Annotated in this window: 23 protein-coding genes; 10 read left to right on the plus strand and 13 right to left on the minus strand. The window is 63.9% G+C overall.

All coding sequences use genetic code 11. The features are described from left to right. Positions 1-215: 215 nt before the first annotated feature. Complete coding sequence (locus AB4099_RS08580) at positions 216-455, minus strand: hypothetical protein (RefSeq protein WP_162768260.1); 240 nt, start codon at positions 453-455, stop codon at positions 216-218. Between the two features lie 121 nt (positions 456-576). Next, positions 577-1,053: a hypothetical protein gene (locus AB4099_RS08585; protein WP_113516648.1), complete on the minus strand. Its 477-nt coding sequence runs from the start codon at positions 1,051-1,053 to the stop codon at positions 577-579. Positions 1,054-1,310: 257 nt separating this feature from the next. Between AB4099_RS08585 and AB4099_RS08590 the strand changes: the two genes are divergently transcribed. After that, positions 1,311-1,736: a DUF1236 domain-containing protein gene (locus AB4099_RS08590; protein ID WP_113516649.1), complete on the plus strand. Its 426-nt coding sequence runs from the start codon at positions 1,311-1,313 to the stop codon at positions 1,734-1,736. Between the two features lie 119 nt (positions 1,737-1,855). On the opposite strand, the gene AB4099_RS08595 is transcribed toward AB4099_RS08590, so the two are convergent. After that, positions 1,856-3,184, minus strand: coding sequence for a PQQ-dependent sugar dehydrogenase (locus AB4099_RS08595; protein WP_441477745.1), 1,329 nt, complete (start codon positions 3,182-3,184; stop codon positions 1,856-1,858). 192 nt (positions 3,185-3,376) lie between these two features. On the opposite strand from AB4099_RS08595, the gene AB4099_RS08600 reads away from it, so the two are divergent. Then, positions 3,377-3,565 carry a hypothetical protein gene (locus AB4099_RS08600; RefSeq protein ID WP_441477746.1) on the plus strand — a complete coding sequence of 63 codons (189 nt, stop codon included), beginning with the start codon at positions 3,377-3,379 and terminating at the stop codon, positions 3,563-3,565. 438 nt (positions 3,566-4,003) lie between these two features. Here AB4099_RS08600 and AB4099_RS08605 read toward each other — a convergent pair whose 3' ends face one another. Both AB4099_RS08605 and AB4099_RS08610 read right to left on the minus strand, forming a co-directional pair. Continuing rightward, on the minus strand, positions 4,004-4,168 hold the full coding sequence (locus AB4099_RS08605; protein ID WP_162768261.1) for a hypothetical protein: 165 nt from the start codon (positions 4,166-4,168) through the stop codon (positions 4,004-4,006). A 173-nt stretch (positions 4,169-4,341) separates the two neighbouring features. Continuing rightward, entirely contained in the window at positions 4,342-4,533 is a 192-nt protein-coding gene (locus AB4099_RS08610; protein ID WP_113516653.1) for a DUF3008 family protein, read from the minus strand. 290 nt (positions 4,534-4,823) lie between these two features. Here AB4099_RS08610 and AB4099_RS08615 point away from each other — a divergent pair, with 290 nt between their 5' ends. Further along, the gene (locus AB4099_RS08615) at positions 4,824-5,042 is read left to right on the plus strand and encodes a hypothetical protein (RefSeq protein WP_113516654.1); all 219 of its coding nucleotides are present in this window, start codon (positions 4,824-4,826) and stop codon (positions 5,040-5,042) included. A gap of 260 nt (positions 5,043-5,302) precedes the next feature. On the opposite strand, the gene AB4099_RS08620 is transcribed toward AB4099_RS08615, so the two are convergent. Next, positions 5,303-6,361 carry a hypothetical protein gene (locus AB4099_RS08620; RefSeq protein WP_441477747.1) on the minus strand — a complete coding sequence of 353 codons (1,059 nt, stop codon included), beginning with the start codon at positions 6,359-6,361 and terminating at the stop codon, positions 5,303-5,305. A gap of 385 nt (positions 6,362-6,746) precedes the next feature. On the opposite strand from AB4099_RS08620, the gene AB4099_RS08625 reads away from it, so the two are divergent. After that, positions 6,747-7,079, plus strand: coding sequence for a potassium channel family protein (locus AB4099_RS08625; protein WP_113516655.1), 333 nt, complete (start codon positions 6,747-6,749; stop codon positions 7,077-7,079). An 85-nt stretch (positions 7,080-7,164) separates the two neighbouring features. On the opposite strand, the gene AB4099_RS08630 is transcribed toward AB4099_RS08625, so the two are convergent. Next, complete coding sequence (locus tag AB4099_RS08630; RefSeq protein WP_441477748.1) at positions 7,165-7,305, minus strand: hypothetical protein; 141 nt, start codon at positions 7,303-7,305, stop codon at positions 7,165-7,167. Between AB4099_RS08630 and AB4099_RS08635 the strand changes: the two genes are divergently transcribed. Both AB4099_RS08635 and AB4099_RS08640 read left to right on the plus strand, forming a co-directional pair. Further along, on the plus strand, positions 7,304-7,726 hold the full coding sequence (locus tag AB4099_RS08635) for a hypothetical protein (RefSeq protein WP_441477749.1): 423 nt from the start codon (positions 7,304-7,306) through the stop codon (positions 7,724-7,726). The genes AB4099_RS08630 and AB4099_RS08635 overlap by 2 nt on opposite strands. 165 nt (positions 7,727-7,891) lie before the next feature. Then, positions 7,892-10,366, plus strand: a complete 2,475-nt coding sequence (locus tag AB4099_RS08640; RefSeq protein ID WP_441477750.1) for an arylsulfatase — start codon at positions 7,892-7,894, stop codon at positions 10,364-10,366. Between the two features lie 127 nt (positions 10,367-10,493). On the opposite strand, the gene AB4099_RS08645 is transcribed toward AB4099_RS08640, so the two are convergent. Further along, positions 10,494-10,847, minus strand: coding sequence for a hypothetical protein (locus AB4099_RS08645; protein WP_441477751.1), 354 nt, complete (start codon positions 10,845-10,847; stop codon positions 10,494-10,496). A gap of 337 nt (positions 10,848-11,184) precedes the next feature. Here AB4099_RS08645 and AB4099_RS08650 point away from each other — a divergent pair, with 337 nt between their 5' ends. Further along, on the plus strand, positions 11,185-12,237 hold the full coding sequence (locus tag AB4099_RS08650; RefSeq protein ID WP_113516658.1) for an alpha/beta fold hydrolase: 1,053 nt from the start codon (positions 11,185-11,187) through the stop codon (positions 12,235-12,237). A 320-nt stretch (positions 12,238-12,557) separates the two neighbouring features. Then, positions 12,558-14,960 carry a multicopper oxidase family protein gene (locus AB4099_RS08655; protein WP_113516659.1) on the plus strand — a complete coding sequence of 801 codons (2,403 nt, stop codon included), beginning with the start codon at positions 12,558-12,560 and terminating at the stop codon, positions 14,958-14,960. Positions 14,961-15,070: 110 nt separating this feature from the next. Here AB4099_RS08655 and AB4099_RS08660 read toward each other — a convergent pair whose 3' ends face one another. Then, positions 15,071-15,514 carry an HD domain-containing protein gene (locus tag AB4099_RS08660; protein ID WP_441477752.1) on the minus strand — a complete coding sequence of 148 codons (444 nt, stop codon included), beginning with the start codon at positions 15,512-15,514 and terminating at the stop codon, positions 15,071-15,073. A gap of 614 nt (positions 15,515-16,128) precedes the next feature. On the opposite strand from AB4099_RS08660, the gene AB4099_RS08665 reads away from it, so the two are divergent. Continuing rightward, the gene (locus tag AB4099_RS08665) at positions 16,129-17,802 is read left to right on the plus strand and encodes an MFS transporter (protein ID WP_441477753.1); all 1,674 of its coding nucleotides are present in this window, start codon (positions 16,129-16,131) and stop codon (positions 17,800-17,802) included. Between the two features lie 168 nt (positions 17,803-17,970). Here the strand turns inward: AB4099_RS08665 and AB4099_RS08670 are convergent, their stop codons facing one another. Beyond that, a complete protein-coding gene (locus tag AB4099_RS08670; RefSeq protein ID WP_441477754.1) occupies positions 17,971-20,940 on the minus strand; it encodes an autotransporter family protein in 2,970 nt (989 codons plus the stop codon). A 280-nt stretch (positions 20,941-21,220) separates the two neighbouring features. Continuing rightward, on the minus strand, positions 21,221-21,679 hold the full coding sequence (locus AB4099_RS08675) for a hypothetical protein (protein WP_441477755.1): 459 nt from the start codon (positions 21,677-21,679) through the stop codon (positions 21,221-21,223). 766 nt (positions 21,680-22,445) lie between these two features. Here AB4099_RS08675 and AB4099_RS08680 point away from each other — a divergent pair. After that, complete coding sequence (locus AB4099_RS08680) at positions 22,446-23,192, plus strand: hypothetical protein (RefSeq protein WP_441477756.1); 747 nt, start codon at positions 22,446-22,448, stop codon at positions 23,190-23,192. A gap of 38 nt (positions 23,193-23,230) precedes the next feature. Here AB4099_RS08680 and AB4099_RS08685 read toward each other — a convergent pair whose 3' ends face one another. Both AB4099_RS08685 and AB4099_RS08690 read right to left on the minus strand, forming a co-directional pair. After that, a complete protein-coding gene (locus tag AB4099_RS08685; RefSeq protein WP_441477757.1) occupies positions 23,231-24,136 on the minus strand; it encodes an RDD family protein in 906 nt (301 codons plus the stop codon). Continuing rightward, the gene (locus AB4099_RS08690) at positions 24,120-25,064 is read right to left on the minus strand and encodes a stage II sporulation protein M (RefSeq protein WP_441477758.1); all 945 of its coding nucleotides are present in this window, start codon (positions 25,062-25,064) and stop codon (positions 24,120-24,122) included. The genes AB4099_RS08685 and AB4099_RS08690 overlap by 17 nt, the downstream gene beginning before the upstream one ends. Between the last annotated feature and the right edge of the window lie 16 nt (positions 25,065-25,080).

Here is a 25,080-nt window from a genome sequence, read left to right on the forward strand (position 1 = left end):
ATGTCATTTGCTAGTGTGTCCCGGCGCATGTCGAACTGGGCAAGTCGAACGATCAAGCCCATCCTCGACTTTCCCAGGCATCCCCATCAACGGGTGGCGCGCTCCACGTCGTCCGATTCACGTGTCATTGATTGTGCCGCGTGGGCTTCGAGGCGCTGATGTTGCAGACAACAGGGGGAGTGGTCGGCCGCCGATGGCGCGCTCCAACCTGGAACCTAGTTGAAGGCAGCGTATTCAAGGAGCGCAATCAGATCATCATCCCGAATGATGATGGCGCAACCATTGGCGTGATCGATGATGATCTCGACGATCGAGCCACCGAGCAAGGCCGCGTTTGCATAACGCGCAGCGGCGCGTATGCCGGGGAAGGTTGCCGTGGGGCTCTCTCCCGTCCAGACAGCAACCGTGCAGTTCACGGACTCGAACTGCTCCGATATGAGCCAAGGATTGATCATCAACTCTTGTCCCGCCTCATCCGGCTGAAGGACAATCATGAAGCCGTTTTGAAATCCGAGATAGCGCCAAAGGTCTTGCGACTCGTCGAAGCCACTATCGGACCAAGGTCGAACCGCGCATCTAGTCCCATTCGCGATCGTGAGAGCGGATGTCGCGTATCGATTGAACAAGACCGATCGCTTTACTGAAGAGACCCGCCCTCGGGATCGGGAGCGCCGCGCCACCGGCGGAGGATATCACCTCGGCAACGTCGTCATGGGAGCTGCCGACGAACTGCCGCTTGCCGCTGATCTCAAGCGACGACAGGATTCCATCCGCCTGGTGCCTGGAATCGAGCGGAAGCGGCCCCGCTGCCTTCTCGGCGTCGAACCAGACCGGCGATCCGTCCGGCAGGGTGAGCTCTGCGAGCGTCGGGAGTTTCTCGCCAACGACAGCGGCGACATAGTCCGGCAGCTCGATCACCAGCAGGACATCGACGCAGTCGATACGGGTCTTGGCCAACGGGTCGCCATCACCGGGAAGCGCCCGCCTGATCCGGGCGACCCGGCGCGCCAGAAGTGGAACCTGAGATCCGTCAGACAGTGTCAGCGAGATCATCGTCAATCCCGGGCGCCCGTTTCAAGACTGGAAATGCATCGCATTGCACCCGTTGGTTGGTGCTCAGTCAAGTCAAGCTGATAACGCCGAGCAGACGCGATTGGTTTCGCGCGTCCGGGAAGAACACCGCCGAGGCGCCGTGCCCGCCTGGCCCGAGAAACACGGGTCGGATACCTCGTTTATGAATATTTATTCATGGAACCAATGATTTAGCAGGTGGTTCCTCTAGCCGGATGGGGGCTAATGGGAGATCGATTATGATCAAGAAGATTGTCCTTGTGACTGTGCTTGCAGTCATGCCGGCGACCGTGTTTGCCCAGTCCAATTCCGGCGCTGCAGGCGGGGCCGCCTCTGGCGCCGCGACCGGAGCCGTGGGGGGTGCGATTGTCGGCGGCCCGGCGGGCGCTGCCGTCGGTGCCGTCGGTGGTGCCGCGGCCGGTGCGATCGTCGGTGGCATTGCGGCCGACCAGCGCACCGAATTCCGCACCTATGTCAGGGAGCAGAAGGTCCCGTCAGTGGCTTATCGGGAGAAGGTTGTCGTCGGTGCGACCCTTCCCGACACCGTCACCTACCGCGAAGTTCCGGCGCGGTACGGCAAGACTGAGTACCGCTACACCGTCGTGAACGATCAGACGGTGCTGGTCGAGCCGAAGACCCGCAGGATCGTTCAGATCATCGAATGATCCATCAATTCAGGAAGGGCCCGCTGCTTGCGGGCCCTTTCTCTTTGGACCTCGCCGCGCGTCGCGATCGCGGGCCGCGATGGCTGGTTTCGCCCCTCGGCCACCCGAAAGGCGCACAGTCAGTATTTTGCCAGCGCAACGCGCCAGATCGTGTTGCCGACGTCGTCGGCGACCAGCAGGCCGCCCTGCCGGTCGACCAGCACGCCGACCGGACGGCCGCGCGCCTCGCCCTTCTCGTTCAGGAAACCGGTCAGGATCTCCTTCGGCATGCCGGCAGGCTTGCCGTCGCTGAAGGGGACGAAGATCACGCGATAGCCGACCGGGCGCGAGCGGTTCCATGAACCGTGCTGGCCGACGAAGGCACCGCCCTGATAATTCGGTCCGAGCCGACCCTCCGGCACGAAGGCCAGCCCGAGCGAGGCAGTATGCGAACCCAGCGCATAATCCGGCTTGATCGCCTTGGCGACCAGCTCCGGCTTCTGGGGCTCGACGCGCCTGTCGAGATGCTGGCCATAATAGCTGTAGGGCCAGCCATAGAAGCCGCCGCGCTTCACCGAGGTCATGTAGTCCGGCACCAGGTCGTCGCCGATCTCGTCGCGCTCGTTGACCGCCACCCACAAGTCTTTGGTGGCAGGGTTCCAGTCGATCCCGACAGGGTTGCGCAAGCCCGTCGCGAAGACCTGCGTCGATCCCGTTGCCGGGTCGATCTCGAGCACGGCTGCGCGCCGCTCCTCTTCCGCCATGCCGTTTTCGGCGACATTGGAATTCGAGCCGACGCCGACATAGAGCCTCGCACCGTCGGCGCTGGCGGTCAGGCTCTTGGTCCAATGGTGGTTCCGGCCAGCGGGCAAATCGGCGACCTTCACCGGCGCGCCCGCGCTCCTGGTCTCACCTGGCTGGTAGGCGACGCGGACAAGCGCATCGGCATTGGCGATGTAGAGCTGGTCGCCGATCAGGGCCATGCCGAATGGCGAGTTGAGGTTCTCCAGGAAGATGCTCTTCGTCTCGGCGACGCCGTCGCCATCACCGTCCCGCAGCAGCATGATCCGATTGGCGCTCAGTGTCTGCGATCCGGCCTTTTTCATGAACAGACCCTGCACCCAGCCACGGATGCCTTCGCTTGTGTCCGCGGGCTTCGGTGGCGCGTCGCTTTCAGCCACGAGCACATCGCCATTGGGCAATTCATAGAGCCAGCGCGGATGCTGCAATCCGCTGGCGAATGCGCTCACCTGGCCGCCGCTGGGCGTGGTCGGCTTCTCTCCCAGTTTCCAACCGACGGCATCGGCGATCTTCACGGTCGGAAACCATGTCGTCCTGGGCTCGGGCAATGTCGGGTTGGGGCCGTAGCCAGCCTCCTCGGGCAAGGTGGGGCGACTGTCGCAAGCGGTGAGCATGAGGCCTGAGGCCGCGACGCCGGCGATGAGGATGACGGGGCGCTTGATCGCCATATGCGGTTCTCCGGCTGAGGGGCGGCTGACCCGCGCGCATCATGGGAGGAACGTCAAACCCCGTCACTTGTTCGCGATCGCTTGGTTCGCGATCGCTCGGGCCGCGTCCTCGACGGAGATCGCGGTGGAACGGATCGAACCGCGCAACGTTACCCCCGGACCTTTGTCGACGACACGCAATGGAGTTGAGCGATGCGCCCAGACACGAACCCGGCGATTGAGAGCCTCCGAACGGAGCAGCAGGCCCAACGCAGGGCCGGGCGCGAACGCGCTGACGATCAGCGGCTCGACAATGCCCTGAAGGAGACCTTTCCGGCGAGCGATCCGGTTGCCGTCCAGAGGCCGGCGAAACCGGGGGCGCCCTACAAGCGGCGGCAGTAACACCGTTCAATGCACAGGGCGAAACTGCCCCTGTCCCGTCATCTCATCGGTTGCAGAAGGGAAGATGCATGCGCGCCCTCGTTCACCTCGTCGGGTTATGGATGGCTCGAGACATTGCCGAAGGACGATACCCAAAGCAGTTTGCCGTTCCGCTGGGATTCCTGATCGCGCGGTTGCGGACGCCACCCCTGATGATCGCGGTGTTCGGCTGCGTACTCGCCAAACTCGCGATGGACCGACGCGGACGGAGTGCCAGGCGCGCGCCCGCACGGTCGCGCTGAGGCGCTCGACAGGCCATTCGCACCGACCGGGGCCCCCTCGCAACGGCCGGACCGTCGGGCCGTCCAGCAATTCCATACCATCACGCTGAACACGCCGCCGCGCCCCGCGGGGTGCCAAGGTCCCGGGTGAGGGTCGCTGGACGCAAGGCCTCAGCCCTCAGTCGTCGATCGCATCCAAGCCCGCGACAGAGACGGTTGCGGCCAGCGCCATCGCAGTCCAGAACAACTCGGAGGTTGCCCCGCGGGCGGGGCCGGTGCCGGTCACGACCGACCACAACCCGCCGACGAGGAAGACCAGGCAGCACGACACCAGCGTTTTCACGGACGCCTCCTGCGGCCGCGCGCGTAACGCTCATCCCAAGGCGATGTTCCCTTGGGTCGGTGAAAGAAAACAGGTCTTCATCCAGTGGCTTCATGGCCAGCCTCTGCCGATCGCTCCGCCTGCGCCGGGGCTATCGGTTTCCGCCCGTCACATTCAGGGATGGCGAGCGAGACTCAGTGCGACTTGGACACGTGCTCGGGTTTGCCCTTGCGCTTGGTCGAAGCCATGTCGTGCAGTTCCTTTTCGCTCATCGACTTCGCCATCGATTTGGACGCGCCCTGCAGTTCACTGGTCTTGATCTCGCCGCGCTTGGCTGCGAGCGCCGCTCCCGCGGCCTTTTGCTGGGCTTTGGATTTCGCCGGCATGATGGACCTCCTGTGATCGTTGGACGGAGATCAACTGCCAGCCCGCCTCTGCGTTCCCCAGCTCCTGCACCGAGGCCGAGGCTCGGGCGCGCCTGCAGGGGGGCTGACGTGGTGGGAACAAGTGCCGACGCTGCGGGTTAACCCGGTATCTCCTCGAGACCCGACGACACTGGCCCGCCGCTCCGAAAGGGGCGGGCTTTCTTCCGCGGCCGGAGAGCTTGCATTTTGAGCGGGATGGCCGGATTTTCGAGGCTGTCAGGGAATGCAGTCAGGTCTTGGGGGGAGAGACGATGCCGTTCTCATCGCTCACGGATCCAGTGGACATTGCCCGCGCCCAGGCGGCGCTGGATGCGGCCTGGGACAAGATCAGGCCTGGCCTCGACGAGGGGCAGGACCTCGAGCGCGAACGACAGCGGCTGGCCTATATCGTGGCGAACCTGGTGATGATCGCCATCGATGACGAGGACCTGACGCGGCGCGCTCTGGAGAAGTTCAGGGCGCACGCCTGAAGCATCGGCCCGAAGACGCAAGGTACTGAGGGGCCGCGGGAGCCCCATGTGTTTCGCTTGATGTGTTTCGCTTGCCGCGAATTCCCTGAGGAATGCCGCGCAAGCTGTGGAACCAGAAGAGTCGCAACGCGTTGGTTGTCGGGCTTGGCGCCGTAATCCCCTTCCGACGCCATCACCGCCTGGAGCCCCGCCGCTCGCCCTCGAACGGCGGGGCACCGGTCGGTCATCGCGCATCAGCCGTTCGCTCGCTGGAAAAGCCCTCACGGATTCGTTGCAACCGTCTGAGCTGCGCCGGACTGCTGTTGCGGCGGGGACCGCGGCTTGAGCTGGTCTGCCGGATCGACAGGGAAGGGGAAGCCAAGGACCGTGGACCGGCCGCGAACCCGGTTCTGCGCCTGGCACTTCTTGACGCAATCCGTGGCCGACGGGGCGACCTCGACGGCATCCTCGCCCATCACCTGGCCCATGCGGCCACCGCTCGCCACGTCCCAGCGGGAAACGCCGCCGCAATGCCGCACCGTCGCGGGATCGGGGAAGCGTGTGGCGATCAGGTTCACGCAGCCCGGCTCCGCTCTGCGCGTGGCCACCTGCGGGCTGTCCCTGCCGACGAACTTGCGGGAGAAGTTATTGCCGAAATTGACGCGTGCCGGGACGATAACCGTGATCTCCTTGTAGGGAACCTCGTCGCCCTCCCGCTTCCGGAAGTTGCGGTTGTCGAAATAGAACGCCTTCAGTTGGGGGGTAGTCCCTTCGGCCAGGACATGAGTGAACAGCGTCGGCGTTCCGTCCTCGCGCTCCGCCTCCATCTGGAAGATGCCGCCAGTCGCGCAGTCCTTGGCCTGGATCTTCATGCTGAGGTCGCGGCCGGTTCGCCCGATCTCGATCTCGGTCTCCTTGATCTCGACGGTGAGGGAACTGGTCAGCGACAGCCCACGATGGTCGGGGAGCTTGCTGGCGAAGACCGGCGTCGGCACTCCTCCCGTGATGTCGAGCGGGTTTGGCGCGCCGGTCAGCGTGAAGTTGCGGATGCCCAAGGTCGCCGAGTCGACATCGAACTGGGCATATTTGCCCTGCACGCGAAAGCTCGTCCCAAGGGCGCTGGCGGGGATCGTGGCGTTCTGGCTGCGTCCCAGCACGGTGAAGCCGCCGCCCTCGCAACCCTCCGAGGACGCGGCATCGGCGCGCCCTGCCGTCAGGCTCACCTGTAACACGGCAAGGATCGCCAGCCCGAGATAGCCTCCCGTGCGGCAGAATGGATTGGTCAGCCGGCGTTTTACTCCGGACATCGCGGGGAAAGGCGAGACACGGCGCGTCACCATGATGATCCTCCCTGGGAAATTCTCGTGATCGACAGTCTGAACTCGGAACGAGGCGCATTCAGCTCGCCGCAGCATTGTCCGGCCGGTGCGCCCGGGCGGATTACGCGGGGGATGACGGAGCGTTCGCAGTTTTCTTTGCCGGTCCGCGACCGGGTTCTGGGGCGTGCAGGCGCGGCGACGGGAAAACCCTACGCCGGTGAAGCTGACATTTGCCTGACGTACCCTGTCAGGTTTCGCGTGGAGCCGGGCAACAGCATGCAACGCCGCGAAATGCGCATTCGAAGCGCCTGGCGCAGGCACCAAACGCGGCGTTCCCCCGAAACTGGCAAGAGCAGCGGGCCAACGCTATCCTTGTCCTCGCGAAAGCTGAAGCGGGTCTCGATCCATGGACGCCAGACAGAAGCGGCGCGCTTTCTTCTTCGCGCTCATCGGACATTTCCGCGTGATGTGGCCGGTCCTCTCCGGCGTGCTGGCGGCGATGATCGTGCCGGGTTTCCTGATCGGACGCATCGAGGACTGGAGCATCGGCGACTCTCTCTACTTCACCTTCGTCACCGGCTTCACGATCGGTTACGGGGATTTCACGCCGACGCATCTGAGCTCGCGCCTGCTTGCCGTGATCATCGGTTTCGCCGGCATCGTGCTGACCGGCCTTGTCGCGGCGGTCGGTGTCCAGGCGCTGCGCGCGACAGAGGTCGAGGCGCCCGAGAAGAAATAGCAGCCGATGGCTGGGCGCGGGCCGTTTGGCGTCCCGCTTGCTCGGATCGGCCGACCGCAGTCACCTGATTTCCGGCTGCGGAAAGCTACTTCCGGACACAGGTGATGCACCAGACGGCCATCGCGGCGTGAAGAACAACAGCCGGCCACAAGGCGATGCCAAGCGGCCCGGAACTGAGCCCGGCAACCGTGAGGATCAGGACCGTTGCGCTGTTGTACACCAGCATGGCTGCGATCAAGCCCGCCGCCGAACGGCTGCTCGCATCAGGGCGCGCGCGCCAGCAGGCCACTGCCAGCGCCAGCAGGGCCGCTCCGGCAATGCGGGCAACGACAAGCTCGGAGGGAGATTGGGGCTGCGCTCCGAGCAAGATCATGACGACTGATGACGGCGAGACCAGGAGAGCGAAACCTGCAATCGCCTCGATGAGTGAAGTCACGCTGAGCAAGACGCTCTTCGTGGCATCCGGCTTCGTCGATGCAGGTATATCGTTCATCTCTGAATTTATTCCTGGATTGTCACGATTTGCTTATTTTGAAGTATTTGGTCGGTTCCAATCAAATTTTTCAAGGAATTTAAGATTTGCGAACCCGGGCCTTTATATCGCATTCAATCAACAGCGTTCTCGCCGGGGCATATTGATCATTTAAAGGTGATCTGGTGGCAGGTCCGTAGACTGATTGTCTCAATCGTGAAAATGTTCGATTTCTGAGTGATGGATGGGCGAAATCAAGAGATTGACCTAAAATTGTTAGGCCTCTTTGCGCTTCGAAAGCAAGCCGCATCGTGGCTCCCAAATTCTGGAGTGGCAGATCATGAAGACGGGTCACTATTTGCGGATCGGCACTGGAATAGCGAGTGCATTGAGCCTCCTGATTGGATCAAGTTACTTGTCGAGGGCGACGGCCCAGCAGATCAACGGCACGCTTGGCCAGCCGAGCGCGACGATCACCCTCGATGGCAAGCAACTCCCGGCGCCGCCTCCCAAGTTCGGCGGTGTGATCAAGGAAACCCTCGAGGGATCGAAGGTCTGGTGGCCGCCGCGCGTGGCCCCGCCCAAGGGCGCACCCAACGTGCTGCTGATCATGACCGACGATCAGGGCTATGGCGTCAGCGGGACTTTTGGCGGCGTCGTCCCCACGCCGGCGCTTGACCGCGTCGCAAAGGCGGGCCTGCGCTACACCCAGTTCAACTCGACTGCCCTGTGTTCGCCGACCCGCGCGGCCCTGCTCACCGGCCGCAACCACCATTCGACGGGAAACGGCGTGATCACCGAATTATCGACCGGATTCCCCGGCTACGACTCGATCATCGGTGCGGATAACGCGACGATCGGCGCCATTCTCAAGGGTAACGGCTATCCAACCTCGTGGTTCGGCAAGAACCACAACACGCCGGATTTCCAGTACAGCGTTGCCGGCCCCTATGATCAATGGCCGTCAGGCATGGGCTTCGACTACTTCTACGGTTTCCAGGGCGGAGAGACGGACCAGTGGACGCCCTATCTGTTCCGTGACCACACCCAGATTTTCCCGTGGGTCGGCAAGCCCGGCTACAACCTCATCACCGATATGGCGGATGAAGCCATCACGCGCATGAAGCAGCTTGACGCTGCTGCGCACGACACGCCGTTCTTCATTTACTACGCCCCTGGCGGAACCCACTCGCCGCACAACCCGACGCAGGAGTGGATCGACAAGTTCAAGGGCAAGTTCGACATGGGCTGGAATGCCATGCGCGACGAGATCTTCGCCAATCAGAAGCGCCTGGGGGTGATCCCTGCGAATGCGAAGCTCACCGATTGGCCAGACAGCCTGCCGAAATGGGATAGCCTGTCACCCGATCAGAAGAAATTGTTCGCCCGCCAGGCCGAAGTCTTCGCCGGCTACGCTGCTTATACCGACAACGAAATCGGCCGCGTGATCCAGCAGATCGAGGACATGGGCAAACTCGACAATACGCTGATCATCTACATCGTCGGCGACAATGGCACGAGCCCCGAAGGAACGCTGTCCGGCACGCCCAACCAGTGGACGTCCTATAACGGCATCCTCGACTTCCCCCTCGCAGAGCAGATGAAATTCTACGACAGCTGGGGCTCGGCGGCCACGTACCCGCACATGGCTGTCGCGTGGTCGTGGGCTTTTGACACGCCGTTCAAATATACCAAGCAGATCGCCTCGCATTTCGGCGGCACGCGTCAAGGCCTGGCGATCAGCTGGCCGGGCCATATCAACGACCCCGGCGGCATCCGCAACCAGTTCCACCACATCATCGATATCGTGCCGACGATCCTGGAAGCGACCCGCATCAAGGCGCCGCAGACGGTCAACGGGATCAAGCAAAAGCCGATCGAAGGCGTGAGCATGGCCTACACCTTCGACAAGGCCAATGCGAATGCGCCCTCGAAGCGAAAGACCCAGTATTTCGAAATGATCGCCAACCGCGGCATCTACAATGACGGCTGGTACGCCAATACGACACCACCTCATGGCCCCTGGATCTTGAACGCGCCCCTGCCGCCGATCAACGAGTACAAATGGGAGCTGTACAATCTGGCGGAGGATTACTCTCAGGCCAACGATCTCGCCGCAAAGATGCCGGGCAAGCTGAAGGAGATGCAGAAGCTGTTCGTCCAGGAGGCCGCTAAATACAACGTGCTGCCGCTGGACAACAGATCCTTCGCACGAGCGGTCGAGCCGCGACCGAGCGCCACCGCGGGCCAGACGGTGTTCACCTATACCGGCGTGAACTCCGGTATCCCCACGGCCAATTCGCCAAACGTCATCGGCAGATCCTACAAGATCACCGCCGAGGTTGACGTTCCCCAGGGCGGCGGCAACGGCATGCTCGCCACCACCGGCGGGCGTTGGGGTGGATGGGGACTGTACCTGCTCAATGGCAAGCCGGTGTTCAACTACAACATGCTGATCCTTGCCCAATATCGCTGGGAGGGCGCGGATGTGCTCACCCCAGGCAAGCACATGATCGTGTTCGAATACACCTATGCCGGTCCCGGCATCGCCAAGGGAGGCAGCGGCGAGCTGAAGGTGGACGGCAAGGTCGTCGCCACCGGGAAGCAGGCCAACTCGATCGCATTCCTGCAGGTCTCCGACGAGACCTTCGACGTCGGCGTCGATACGCGCACCGGGGTCAATGACAACGACTATCAGGTGCCGTTTGCATTCGACGGCAAGATCGAAAGGCTGACCGTCGATCTCGGACCCTCTCAGTTGGCAGCCGCGGACCAGCGGAGATTGCGGGAAGCGAACGCCAGGGCACGAGACTAGCAGGACGGCAACGGTCGGATCGGTCGCGCGGTTCTGGTGACATCGCTGCGCTCGATCTGAGCCCGACCAGCTGCAACGCGCAGCACCACGACGGGCGTTCTCCGAACCCAAGGGCCGCTTCTGCTTTTCACCAGAAGCGGCCCGTTTGCTTAATGCCCGTTCTCAAGAGCGTGGTTGCTTGCAGGGCGGCGTGGGACACCTTGCAAGAGGGGGATTGCCCGCTGATTGCCTCGCGCTCGGCGCATGGCGCTGACTGCGCCGCCATCGTCTTCTGCGATCCGGAATGCGCACCATCCAGCTGCCGCCGGTGCCCACGCGGTTTGAAATGCTGGAGCAGGTCGGTTGCGGCTGCTTTGCTTCCGGAGGTGAATGCGAGCTCAAGTGGATAGGTCAGCTGGTGGCCAAGGGGCTCGAGCGGTGATCGCGACGGCAACGCTCCCGGCCTGATCACCTCCCGGTTGGACGCGGTGGAGATCTTCATGCGCCATGGCTGGGGGGGGCGGTTTCGATGGGGATGCCGACGAAAGGCATTTCGGCAAGGTCACGATCGGGAGCCAGGCCAATCCCGTGCATCGGCCTGTTTGGGCCGGGAGCCTGGAGCTCGCGCACGACTAGGAGAGCTTGTCGCCGTCGCGGGCGCGCTGCCTGCGAGCATCGGCTATGGTATCCCTCGCATGGCGGCCGGCGGCGAACTGTATCGCTCTGTATCGCGACCGCCTGATCCTACGCGCGCTTTCAATCGCGGGGCGCGGCGACACGAGTCGGGTACAGCGGACCAGCTTCATCTCCCTGCAATTCAGGCAAACGGGAAGCGAGCCATGTCGGACGAAATCGATCATCCCCGGAGGAGTTTTCTCGGCACCCTGGCGCTCGGCGCAGCACTTGCCCCGTTCGGTGCGATCGGCGGCGCCCGCGCCCAGACCAGCCCGTCTCCCGCCGCCCCTGCGGCAGCCACGGGGCAGCGCGCGCAGGCCTCGTTTGCCCCGCTGAAGCGGATCACGGCCGGCGTTCTCGAGGTCGGCTATGCCGAGGCCGGCCCAGCGGACGGCCCGCCGGTGCTGCTGCTGCATGGCTGGCCCTATGACATCCATAGTTATGTCGAGGTCGCCCCCATTCTCGCCGGGGCCGGCTGCCGCGTGATCGTGCCCTATCTGCGCGGTTACGGAACAACGCGTTTCCTCAGTGAAGGCACGCCGCGAAACGGCCAGCAGGCGGCGCTCGCCCGCGACCTCATCGCCTTGATGGACGCGCTGAAGATCAAGCAGGCGGTGATCGCCGGCTATGACTGGGGCGCGCGGACGGCCAATATTGTCGCCGCACTCTGGCCGGAACGCTGCAAGGCGATGGTTTCGGTGAGCGGCTATCTCATCGGCAGCCAGGAGGCGAACAAGGCGCCTCTGCCGCCGAAGGCCGAACTGCAATGGTGGTACCAGTATTATTTCGCGACTGAGCGCGGGCAGGCGGGGTACGCGAAATACACGCATGACTTCGCACATCTGATCTGGGAACTGGCCTCGCCGAAATGGGCCTTTGACGACGCGACGTTCGCGCGCTCGGCCACAGCCTTCGACAACCCCGACCATGTCGCGATCTCGATCCATAATTACCGCTGGCGTCTCAGCCTCGCCGCGGGCGAGCCGCAATATGATGAGCTCGAGAAGCGGCTCGCTACGTTTCCGTCGATCGGCGTGCCGACGATCACCATCGAAGGCGATGCCAATGGCGCACCGCATCTCGAGCCCGCGGCCTATGCGAAGCGCTTCACCGGCAAATACGAGCACCGGCTCTTCACCGGCGGCATCGGCCATAATCCGCCGCAGGAAGCGCCGCAGCCCTTCGCCCAGGCGGTGATCGACGCCGACAGGCTCTGAGAGCAGGCCACGGGAGTGTTCGGGGAGCCCGCCTTCTGGAAGAGGCCGCCCCGACCACCTGTCCTGCGGGACCGGGCGCGCCGTCGGGACGGGGGCGGATGCGGCGGTCGAGGGTAGAAAGCCCGCTCTGAATCCGGGCATCGATCCGTGAATGGCGCCGTGCTGTGCAGAGCGCTGTCGCGACCCCATCGTAAGTATAGATTCGCGGTCTGACCTTCGCCGCACGGATCGCCGGACTATCTTCTCTACAATTCGCGGCCCCCTCAAGCTATCACCGGTACGGTAATTCTGCCGCAGCTGCGGCATTGGGGGAGGCCGGCATGTATCTACCGCGTCTGACCAAGGGTTTGCGGCTGAGGGAGGCGCAGCGTGCTCTCGAGAACCGGCTGGAGATCGTCAAGGCGCTGTCGGTCGGCGAGATCACCAAGCGCGATTTGCTGCGCTGGGGCTATTTCACGGCGGGCGGCCTGCTGATCGCCAAGAACGGGCTGAGCCCCTTCGCCAGGAGCGCTTATGCCCAGGTGCCGACGGGCGCGCCGCGCAGCCCGACCTTCGGTGTCGACAAGTTCCATGACCTGATGCCGCGCCCCGAGGTGCTGAAACCCGTGCCGCTGACGCGCATGGCGAATGGCGATGCGGCCTGGGGCGGGGCCTCGGGTGCGCAGGAACTGCCGGCGAAGAATTTCTCCTACCACACCGATTTCACCAGTTCAGGCGGTGGGCTCTACCGCAACCCGGTGACCAATGCCGGGCCGTTCGAGGGCCGCCCGCCCGGCGAGTTCTTCGCGCATCAGCGCTGGGAGGAACTCTATCCCAAAAAGGGCTATTTGCTCTCGCTCGGACAGGTCAAGGCCGGTTGCTATTTCTGCGACGGCATGCCCGAGCAGGCGGCGACCTCGATGTGGACCTTCGGGCCGCGCGCACCTGGCCGCGAGGGGCGGGCCGCCGGCCTGCGCACCGGCATCGGGCGGCCGACCCTGATCAAGGCGCGCTATGGCGAGCCGATCCTGACCCGGATCTATAACGACCTGCCGGTCGACCGGACCAGGAATGGCGGCTTTGGGCGGAACGAGATCTCGATCCATCTGCACAACGCCCATAACGGCGCTGAAAGCGACGGCGCCTGCAACGCCTATCATTTCCCCGGCACCTTCTACGATTACCACTGGGCCATGGCGATGGCCCGGCGCGACATGCCGAATGTCTGGCCGACCGGAGACCGCGACTATGCTCGCAAATGCTCGGGGCCGGATGATCGCGAGGGCCTGGTCCAGGTCCCCGGCGATTTCCGCGAGATCCAGAGCAGCCTCTGGTTCCACGACCACCGCTTCTTCTTCACCGCCGAGAACGTGCACAAGGGCATTTTCGGACTGTGCAACATCTATAGCGGCCCCGATCGCGGCCGCGAGGATCTGAACGACGGCATCAACCTGCGGCTGCCGAGCGGCTCGCAGCTGAAATGGGGCAATCTCGACTTCGACGTGAATCTGGCGGTCTCGAACCCCGCCTTCGACGCCAATGGCCAGGCCCGCTTCGACATCTTCGACACCGACGGCTTCCTCGGCGACATGCTCTGCGTCAACGGCATCTATTACCCCTATTTCGAGGTGCTGCCGCGGCGCTATCGTTTCCGCATCCTGAATGCGGCGATGGCGCGGTTCATGAAGCTGGCGCTCGCCGTCAACAAGAGCCGGCGCTTTGCGCGGATGACCAATGTGCCGTTCTACTTCATCGCCAATGACGGCAACCTGCTGGTCAACCCGATTGCCCTGACCGAGACCGACGAGATGGGCGTTGCCGAGCGTTTCGACATCGTCGTCGATTTCGCCGCCTTCGAGCCCGGCGACAGCGTCTATCTCGTCAACCTGCTGAAGCAGACCGACGGGCGCCTGCCCAAGGGCCCGGTCTCGATGGCTTCGGCCTTCAAGGGCGACGACGACGACCCCTGCATCGGCCCCTTCCTCGAGTTCCGGGTGGTGAACCAGCTCCAGAGCGTCGACAATCCCGGCAAGCTCTACAACGCCGGCAACCCGCTCGATGCCGATCGCAGCGCGAACTTCGCCGACCCCGACTGGCGCACGGGAACGAAGACGCTGACCACCCAGATCCCGATCGTCGCCCCGGTGCGCGAACGGGTGATCGAGTTCGGACGTTCCGGCAGCGGCGATTCACGGGGCGCGGATGGCCAGTGCATCCCTGAATGCGGCGACATCGCGAGCTTCCCCTGGACGATCAAGATCAATGGCGAGAACGCGCATTCGCTGAATGCCAATCGCATCTCGCTCCTGATCCCGAAACCGGGTGAGGTCGAGCACTGGACGGTGATCAATGGCGGCGGCGGCTGGGATCATCCGATCCACCTGCATTTCGAGGAAGGCGTCACCATCGATCGCGGCGGTGCGCCGATCCCCGCAACGGAGCGGCTGGTGCGCAAGGATGTCTGGCGGCTGCGGCCCTCCGGCCGGGTCAAGTTCCAGGTGCGCTTCGGGGAATTCGGCGGCGCTTATGTCAGCCACTGTCACAACACGGCGCATGAGGATTTCGCGATGCTGCTGCGCTACCAGATCCAAAGCGAGCAGCCGGGCGATCCGAATTTCCGGGGCCAGCCGCAATATCAGCTGACGATGACGCCGATCCCGACTCCGAACGGCGTGGTCTGGAAGCAACCCGAGGTCCTGCCGGAGGGCGATCCGCGCGGCACGCGCTTCGCCAGCAATGGCTGAGGGCTCCGGCCTCGGCCCGAAATGTGGGTTGCGGTTTTCGGGAAAGCCGATGCGAAGACGCCAAGGCGTCGTCGCCTCCGGGGGCGACGGCTACTCGATCGGGTGGAGTTCTACCGTTTAAGCGGTGTTTCAGCGATAGTGCGTAACCCCGCGGAATATTTATTGAAAAGCCTCTCGCGGTCATAGACCTTGTTCATCCGCTCTTCCGCCAGGTTGTCCCGGATATCGGCTTCCTTGACGAAGCGGGCCAGCGGGTGTCCGGCGGCGCGGCGGATATAATCCACATATTCCTCGCCGTCGCGCCGGGTCAGGCCCTCGATGGCGGACAGGATCTCGGGTGAAAAGCCTTCGCGATGCAGGTCGTCGAGTGTCCATTTCGAATCCTGGACGACATCGTGGAGCGCCGCGATGATCGCCGATTCTTCGTTCCCGCCTGCCAGAAAGCGCGCCATCAGCCGCATCGGATGGGCGATATAGGGCGCGCCGGTCTTGTCGAGTTGGCCGGCATGGGCCTCCGCCGCAATCCCGATCGCTCGTTCCAGGGTAGCCATCATTCAATCTCCTCCGATGCCGCAGCTTAGGCCGCATGGCACCAGCCAGGAAGGTGGAACGTGATCGGCGTCAGGGCGTCCCGAAGAAGCCCGTCTCAATCCTCGATCCGGCCGTATGGTCGAGCGACGTAGGGCTGCGAGATTCTCTATCGTATGCGACCGGATTTGAACGATCTGCATAGTCGCGCTGCGGCATCCTGATGAACCATCAAGGCGCGCGAAGGGCACAAGCCTCGTGCTCGCTGCCGCGGCTACGATAGCGCCGCGTTCCGCTGGAGGCATCGACCCTGCATTCCGTCGAGCCGAAGCCGGAAATCCCGTACCCCTACGACAGGGCGCTCTGTCGTCAGCGCCACAAGCTCGAGAATCTCTTCGCAAAGCTCAAGGATTGGAGATGCATCGCCACAGCCTACGACTTGATACGCCCACACTTTCCTTTCTGCCATCTGTGTCGCCGCAGCCGTCATCTTGCGGTTCTGATCATCGAGATCTGAGCCTAGTCGTACGACAATTGGCGCAAGACTAAGTGCCGGATTGCGCAAGCGCCAATGTCAGGCAATCGTTTGATCCAGCCCGAATAGTCAGGCTGCGGGGGATTGAACAGGGGAGGTTGCGTCATGAGCGTGGCAGCGCAAACACCGGGGGCAGCCGACGCGCCCCGCCCGATGTCCAGGGAAGAACGCAAGGTCATCATCGCCTCGTCGGCCGGCACGGTCTTCGAATGGTACGATTTCTACCTCACCATCCCGCTCGCCGCGAACATCGCCGCCAGTTTCGTACCCGGCGACAACGATACGGCAAAATTCATCTTCGTGCTCTTCAGCTTCGCAGCCGGTTTCGCCGTGCGGCCGTTCGGCGCGCTCGTATTCGGCCGAGTCGGCGATTTGATCGGCCGCAAATACACCTTCCTCGTCACCATGACGATCATGGGCCTCGCGACCTTCCTCGTCGGCCTCCTGCCTGGCTATGCCACGATCGGTATCGCAGCCCCGATTGCCTTTATCATCTGTCGCCTGCTGCAGGGCCTGGCGCTTGGCGGCGAATATGGCGGCGCCGCGACCTATGTCGCCGAACACGCCCCGCAGGGCCGACGCGGTTTCTACACGAGCTGGATTCAGATCACCGCAACCTTCGGACTCTTCCTGGCGCTGGCGGTCATCCTGGGGCTGCGCTTCAGCATGTCGACGGAAGCTTTCAACGCTTGGGGCTGGCGCGTGCCGTTCCTGCTCTCGATCATCCTGCTCGGATTTTCCATCTGGATCCGGTTGCAGCTCGCTGAATCGCCTGCTTTCCAACGCATGAAGGAAGAAGGGAGCCAGTCGAAGGCCCCGCTCACCGAGGCGTTCGGCACCTGGTCCAACGCCAGGATCGCGATCATCGCGCTGCTCGGCGGCACGGCGGGCCAGGCGGTCGTCTGGTATGCCGGGCAATTTTATGCGCTCATCTTCCTCACGCAGACGCTGAAGGTCGACGCGACCACGACCTATCTGATCCTGGCCTTGGCGCTTTTGCTCGGCACACCCTTCTTCGTCTTCTTCGGCAGCTTGTCGGACAAAATCGGCCGCAAGCCGGTTCTGCTGGCTGGATTGCTGATCGCGGCGCTGAGCTATTTCCCGCTCTTCACCAAAATCGCCACCGTTGCCAATCCGAAGCTGGTGTCTGCGACGGAGAGTGTGAAGATCGACATCACCGCCGATCCCGCAACCTGCGGCTCGCTGTTCGACCCGGTCGGCGTGCGCGTCTTCACGGCGCCCTGCGATCTCGTCCGGCGCACGCTCGCATCGACCTCGATGCACTATGAGCTGAAGCCCGGCGCGGCCGGCACGCCGGTCGCCGTCAAAGTGAATGGAACCGATGTCGCCAATCCCGGGGAGAAGGCAGGGGCGGCCATCGTCGATGCCGCTTATGCCGCCGGGTACCCCAAGGTCGGCGATGCATCGATCCTGAAGGTTCAGTCGCTGGGAGTCCTGTTCTCGGATAGCCGGGCACTGACCCTGGTCGGCCTGCTGTTCCTTCTCGTGATCTTCGTGACGATGGTCTACGGGCCGATCGCCGCGCTGCTCGTCGAGCTCTTCCCGACACGCATTCGGTATACGGGCATGTCGCTGCCCTATCACATCGGCAATGGCTGGTTCGGCGGCTTCCTGCCCCCCACCGCTTTCGCCATCGTGGTGGCCACCGGCAACATCTTCTCGGGCCTGTGGTATCCAATCATCATCGCGATGATGACCTTCATCATCGGCCTGATCTTCCTGCCGGAGACCAAGGATCGCGACATCTACAAGATGTAACGGCCCACCACCCCGGGCTTTGCGCCCTGTCTGGAAGCCCCGCCTCTCCAGGCGGGGCTTTTCGACGGTCATGGGGCGAACCCGGCTCCGCTGACGCCGAGCGAGTGATGTCCACGTCCGGGTGGGCCGGGCGCACGGGCTGCGGCGGATGTCAGGCCTCGAGCGCCGCTACCAGGTCACGCGCAGCCCGACATTGCCGCCGAAGCCCCGGCTATGGTTCGAATCGGCATTCGTCAGGTAGCTCGCCTTGGCGTAGAGGCTGACGGCTTGCGTGACCTGCGCGGTGACGCCGCCGCCGATTTCGAAGGCGGTCGCGCCGCGCTGTGTCGTGATCAGGTTGGTGTCGAACAGCGTCTTGTCGCTGCCGCCGAAGCTGCGCCAGAGATTGGCGGTAAGATAGGGCCTGATCTCGGTCGTGCCCCAGAGCAGGCTGCCGCGCAGTCGTGCGCCGATCCGGCCTGTCAGCGCGTTGCTGCTGTCCTGGCTGATCGCCGAGAACAGATCCCTCGTCCGGTCGAGCGATGTGCGCTGCCAGATGAGCTGGCCCTGCGGCTCCAGGATAAAGCCGCCGCCGAGCGCGATCGGGTAGCCGGCCTCGACCGAGCCGGTGAAGACAGTGCCGTCGGTGTCCGACCGGATGCCGCGGTCGGAACGGGGCGTGCCGTCGAGCCAACTGTTCATCAGGACGGTGTCGAGATACCAGCCGGTCGGCCCGATATGGGTCCAGTAGGCGCCGAGGCTGTAGGAATCGAGCCCGAGCTTGCCGGTGGAGGCGCGCAATTGCCCAAGGGCAAAACCGCGCACGTCGCCCTCGGCCCGTCCATAGCCGAAAAAGGCACCGAACCGGTCGCGGTGGCCGCTTGGCCAGTCAATTCCGTAGAGATCGAGGCCGGTCTGCAGCCCGATGATGCTGCCCTTGAACTCCGGACTGACATCGCCGGAGAAGCGCTGTTCGCGTTGCTGGCCGAAGATGCGCCCCCATCCGGCGGATGCGATGCCGCTTCCCTGCAGCAGGTCCTGGTCGCCCTGGCGCTCGTGAAAGGTTCCGAGCGTGCCGAGCGCGACCATGCGCGCGGTCGCGGGCGTGATCGCGTTGGTCGCGACTTCAGGACGATAAAGCGCGACCACCGGCCCGTCCGGGGTTGCAATCGTCGGCGCCCCTGGCGACGGCGCCAGGATGGCGCCCTCGGCGCCCACAGCCAGTTGCGGTTGCGGCACCCCGGTGGTCGGCGGGGGTAGGGTGGAGCGGAGATACCAGTTCTGCTCGGTGCCGGCCGCGATGCCGCCGCGATAGAGCGCGTATTCGAAGGCGCCGGCCGCAATCGGCCCAGCCTGTGTGAAGGCTCCGGCTGCGGTCGTCGCGCCATTGAGCGTGTCGACCACCTTGATGCCGCTGCCGAATGTCAGTGCGCCGGTTCCGCCGAGGTTGAGGATCGTGATCCCGGTCTGCCCGCTCGCCGATCCGCCGGAGACGATCAACTGGTCCGATGGCGAGGCGCTGTCGCCCAGCACCGTCTGCAACCGCATCCGGGCGTTCTGGCCGGCATAATTGCCAATGATGGTGAGGCTGTCGCTTGCCGCGGCCGGGCCGTTGGTCAGGTCGATCGTGCCCGCATTGCTGACCGTCACCAGCTGGCCCGGCGTGAAGGGTGCGATCGCATGCACGCCATTCCCGGCGAAGACTGTGCTGGTCGCGTCGATCGACAGCGTGCCCGTGCCGGTGCCGGCATCGCCGAGCGTCAGCGTGCTGGCAAAGGTCAGCTGCGAGTTGTTGGTGAGCTCGATCAGCTCCCAGTTGATGAAACGGGCGACGCCGGTCGCGCTCGTGTTGATCCAGGTCAGCCGATCGATGCCCGGGCCGCCGTCGATGATCGCGGCCGGGACGATATTCGCGGCGGTCAGACCGGTGAAGGTCGCGACGTCGTTGCCCGCGCCCAGCCGGAAGCCGGATTCGAGCACGCCGCCGGTCCAGTTCACCGTGTCGGCGCCGTTTCCGCTGAGCAGGAAACCGCCGACGCTGCCGCCCGAGATGTTGAAGACGTTGTTGCCATTGCCGAAATTGACGAAGCCCCCGATGCGCCCGCCGGACAGGTTGAGCGTGTCGTTGTTCTGGGCCGCCAGCACGTTCGTGACGACAAGGCCGCCCGACATGGTTACCACGTTGTTGGCGAGCGTCATGTCGATCGAGCCGATCTGGCCGCCGGTGATCGTGACGAAATCGCCTTCGTTCAGGCCACCAGTGATGACGCCGCCGGAGATCGTCGCGAAATCGAGTTCGCCGCCCTGGTTGACGTTGCCGTTGATCGTGCCGCCGGTCATCACGAAGCGGTCGACGCCGTCCCCGGGGCCACTGCCCTGATCGACGGTGCCGTTCACCACGCCGCCGCGCATGATGAAGGTGTCGGCGCCGTTGCCCTGGCTGACGTTGCCGTTGATGGTGCCAGAATTGTCGATGACGAGGGGCGCGTTCCCGGTGCTGACGATATCGCCGTTGATCGTGCCCGTGGCGAGATTGTTGACGGTATTGAGGCCGTTGCCGGCAAAGGTGATGGCGGGGCCGGTTCCGCCATTGATCTGCGCGGCCGCGCCGCCGACGCCGTTGTTGACTGTGATGGTCTGAGCTGCGCTGGAGGCGCCGGTGCCGGCAGCGATGCCATTGGTCGATCCGCGGATGATCCCGCTATTGTCGATCACCAGCGCGCGCGACGAAGCGCCGGCGGCAAAACTCTGGTTCACGCCTATGCCTGCGCCGCCTCCCGTCGTCGTCCCGGCGATCGTCGCACCAGCGGCATTGACGATCTGGATGGTCGAGGCCGCATTGCCCTGCAGGAAGGACATGCCGAGCGCATTGCCGGCACCGGCATTCGTCGCGGAGATGATGCCGAGATTGTTGAAAATGCTCGGCCCGGCCCCGGTTCCGGACGAGAAGGCCACGCCGGTGAGGGACGTGGCAGCGCTTCCGGATGCGATGATCGAGCCATTATTGTTGAGCAGGTTTCCGGCAGTGTTCAGCCCGAAGGTGATGGCCTGACCGGTCCCCGGAGCCTGCTGGACGGTCGCGCCCGGCGCGACAGTGATGGTGACGGGTGTGTTGGCCGGCGCTGCAAAACCATCAGCATCCGTGCCCGAGCAGGTCACGATCGCCCCGGCTCCGGGCGGATCGGGCGCGCATTGTGCCTGGGCGGGCAGGGCCGCGAAGAACCCGATAAGACCGGACGCAAGGGCGGAAACAGAGCCGCGAGCGGAGTTTTGTCTTGCTCTGGTCGGTCGAAGGCATCGCCGCATCTGCACGCCCCGCTTGTGGTCGATTCCCGGTATGATGATGGCGGTTGAGCATCAAGTCGACCAGAAAGGCAATGGAGCTGCCGCTTGGCATCGGGCAGGGTTGCCAAGAAAAGCCGCGATCGGCGTCGCTCGTCTAGAATGCGGGCGGAGGCAGTTCAAAGACGGATTTCATACTCACCCCGGTCTTCTGGGCGACCAACTCAGCCAATTCGGTGAACGGTTGGCCTTGACCCTGGCAGTAGATAAGGTCCGTCGCGGCATAGCTGACGTGGATCTTCGAACCTGCTTGCCCGACATGGGCCTTCCCGTACACGACTTTTCGGAACGGGCCTTGGTCATAGACCGCGCTGATGCAGTAGGCGAAGACGGTGCTGCCGGTTATGCCCTTGCTCGCGAAGGGACCCGAGATGCTGGGGACCTTGAGCGGAAGATAGCCGAGGGCCCAATGACGGCCGAGGTTCTCGATAGCCACGGCGGCAATGGCCTTCCGCTGCGCCGGTGTATCGGCCGTGTCTGGGACTTTTTGATCGAGCGTGCTGACGCAGGCGGAAAGACCGAACGCGAGAAGGGCGGCAACAGCAGGCTTCGTCATGGCGAACCAGTCGTGGGAGGAATCCGCTACGCCTCTAGCAACCCTCGGTTGTTCGCTCCAGGTCGTTCCCATGCGTCTTTGGTCGATGTGCGATCGGCAGTTCGTCGAGTTGCACCTGGCGTGAGGCCCGATCCCTGGCAAGCATGGCTATCAGGATCGGCCTGACAGCGGCCATTCGGTGCCGCTCAGGGAGGAGCGGCGAGGGCGTTGCGGCGCCGGCGGCGAATGAAGCCGTCCATTCAGGCGGAGAGGCTCGCGCAGAATTCCCCGGGACTATGTCCCCGATCGATTCGTGCAGTTCATGAAGGCCATATGCGCAGGCGTGCGCCGGGGCGCTGCGTTCCATTTGATCTTGCCCGGGCGATGGGGATCGGCGGTGCAGGCCCGCATATTCTTCATGCCCCTGCATTCCGCTCTCGTCCCGCCTGACTGCGCCGACGCAGCCGACGCCAAACCCAGCACGCCCAACAGGACGGCGCCCACGACGAAAGTCATATTCACGGCAAGCTCCCCATAGCCTGACCCAGCGTTTCATGCCGTGTTGCAGGTGTCCATGGCCTGAGCGCACTCCTGTCTCGCCGCCGTGCAAGTCTAACCCAGTCTGCAGAACCGAAACGGATCTTGATCGAATGGCGCGCTGGGGAGGTCAGCGAAGACGCGCCGCACGATCCTCTGCGTTAAGCAGTCGAGGAGACATGTCCCGACTTTGGTTTGCCCTGGCAAACGCGTCATGCCAGTCTCTCGTTGTAGCAAGGCGGGGGATTCAATGACTGATATCGTTGCTGGCGGCCTTTCGGCCGCGCCTGCGCAATTCCGCGTGGGCACCGTGATGAATAAGACCTTCGCGATTCTTGGCCATCAATTCTGGAAGTTCACGCTGCTGGCGCTCCTGCCAATGGCGCCGTTGCTCATCCTGACTCTAGTATCTGCGTCAGGTTCCGGGACCCCGGGAGCGGAATTTGCCGTCGCCGGAGCACTAACCGCCATCTTGACCGTAGTGTTCCAGAGCATTGCGCAGGCGACGAGCCTCTATGGCGCGTTCCAGGACATGCGGGGCCAGCCCTTCACGATTGGCGAATCCTTCCGGATCGGCCTGGCGCGCGCGGTGCCCGTCATTGGCGTCTCGATCCTGATCGGTTTTGCGACTGTCCTCGGCATGGTTCTCTTCATCGTGCCGGGTATCATCCTCGGCTGCATGCTCTACGTCGCGATCCCTGCCTGCGTCATCGAGAAGTCCGGCGTGATGGCGAGCCTGAAGCGCAGCGTCGCGCTGACCAAGGGCTATCGCTGGCAGATTTTCGGATTGTTCCTGTTGGTGGTCGTCATCGCGATCATGGGCGGCCTCGTGCTGGCCAAGATCGGCGGCGAGAGCATTCCGGGAACGCTGTTGAGCTTCGCCTGGCAGGTCGTCTCGACCTCGTTTGGCGCCGTGCTGAGCGCCGTGATCTACCACGATCTTCGGGCGGCGAAGGAAGGCATCGATCTCGACACATTGGCCAACGTCTTCGATTGAGCGGGCACGCAAGGCCCCTGCGCCTGTCTGGACGGCGGCTACCGACGGGTGGCCGCCGCTTCCGTCTTGTCGGCGCGATAATGGCCGAACAGCTGTTCGCGTTCGAGATGGGCGCGTTCGGCGGTGTAGAAGGCCCTCAGGAAGTCCAGCGCTTCGGCGGCAGGCACAGGCTCCGTCCAGCCGATCTTGCGGCAGATCTTGGTGCAGACCTGCTGCTGCATGAGCGTGGTGTCGGGTGAGGTCGGCCGGCGCAGCAATTCCTCGAGCACCTGCAGTTCGAAGGCGCCGTAGGCTTCGAGTTGGCTGCGGCTGAAGACATAGCGCGCGCTGTCCCTTGCGAGCTCGGCCAGCAGGGCGCGCCGTGGTACGGATATCACCATCGTTCCGGCAATCAGGTCACCGGCACGCAGACGGTCACGGTTGAAGAAGGGCAGGGCCGAGACGGCAAGCGCCCAGCCGAAATAGGTCGCTGCGGTCCAGAAGCTCGCGCCCGCATCCATCTGGGGGACTGCGAAGAAGAGCCCGAGCGGCAGGAAGATCTCGACCTCGCGGGTCAGATTGCGGGCAATGATCGCTCCGGGGAGGAGAGGGCCGCCGCCGCGGTCTATCACCTTCAGGCTCGTGATGCGCTTGCCCGGCGTCGCACCCTGGCTCTGCAGCTCGAAATGGATGAAGTAGAGGTTCCGCAGCAGGAAGGAAACGAAGAGCACGATCGTGATGGCCACCGATCCGTTGAAGTTCTCGGCGAGCATAAGTCTCAGGATCACGTAGAGCAGGATCGTCCCCAGCATCCAGAACAGGAAATCGATCAGGAAGGCGACGAGGCGCTCGCCGGGATTGGCGATGTCCACTTCCAGCACGATGCCTTCCGGGCTGGTGATCTCTCGGCGATTGCGGGTGACGCCATCGAGCAGGCGGTTGATCCGGTCAAGCCGCTGCGCCATCGCTCACCCGCCCACGGTTCGAGAGGAAATAGGTGGCCCATAGCAGCCCGGTCGCAAACCCGATGGCCAGGCGCCACGGCGTTGAGGCGATCAGCTGGCGCAGGCCGCCCTCGATGAGCCCCGCCGCAAACAGCATCAGCACGGCGCCTCCGGCAAGCCCCGCCGCCGCTTTGCCCGCCAGTGCCAGGTTGTCGATGCGCGAATAGCGCCCGGGAAACAGGATTTTCTCCGCAATGACCAGGCCGCCCGCTCCGCACAGGATCAGGGCGCCGATCTCGGTGACGCCGTGGATCGAAACCCAGCCGATGAAATCGTAGAGCAGGCCGCGATTATAGTGCAGGGCGAAGAAGGCGCCGAGCACGACCCCCTGATAGCCGATGAGGAGCAGCGTCGGCACGCCGCCGAGAATGCCGAGCCCAAAGGTCATGATCCCGATGGTGGCGTTGTGGCGGAAGAGGAAATTGGCGAAGACGACGAAGGAATCCACGAAGCCAGGCCAGGGCGCGAAGATTTCCTCTTCACGCAACTGCTGGGCCGTGCTGGCTGCTCCACGGCCGCCCGCAAGAGCCTCCGGCACAAGCGAGCTGAACCAGGCTTCGTTGGGGGCTACGAGCATGAAGCCGATGACGGTACCGGCCGCAAGGGCGAGAGCCACAATCAGGATATGCCAGCCGGCCTTGCGGATCGCGGCCGGGAAGCCGTGCTTCAGGAACTGAATGAAGCTCTCCAGAATGCCGGCCCGCGGCCCGTAGACGACAAAGAAGGCCCGCAGCACCAGCCCCTCGAGATAGAGGATCAGGTTGCGGTCGAGCGCGATCGAGCGCGCCACCGAAAGCGAGGACGCCGCCGTCCGGTAAAGCAGCGGCAGTTGCTGCAGCTCCTCCGCGGAAAGCCTGGCGATGCCTTTCTTCTCGACGCGAGAAATCAAGGCTTCGAGCGTCCGC

The sequence above is a fragment of the Allobosea sp. 2KB_26 genome (assembly GCF_052115715.1).
Lineage (GTDB): Bacteria > Pseudomonadota > Alphaproteobacteria > Rhizobiales > Beijerinckiaceae > Allobosea.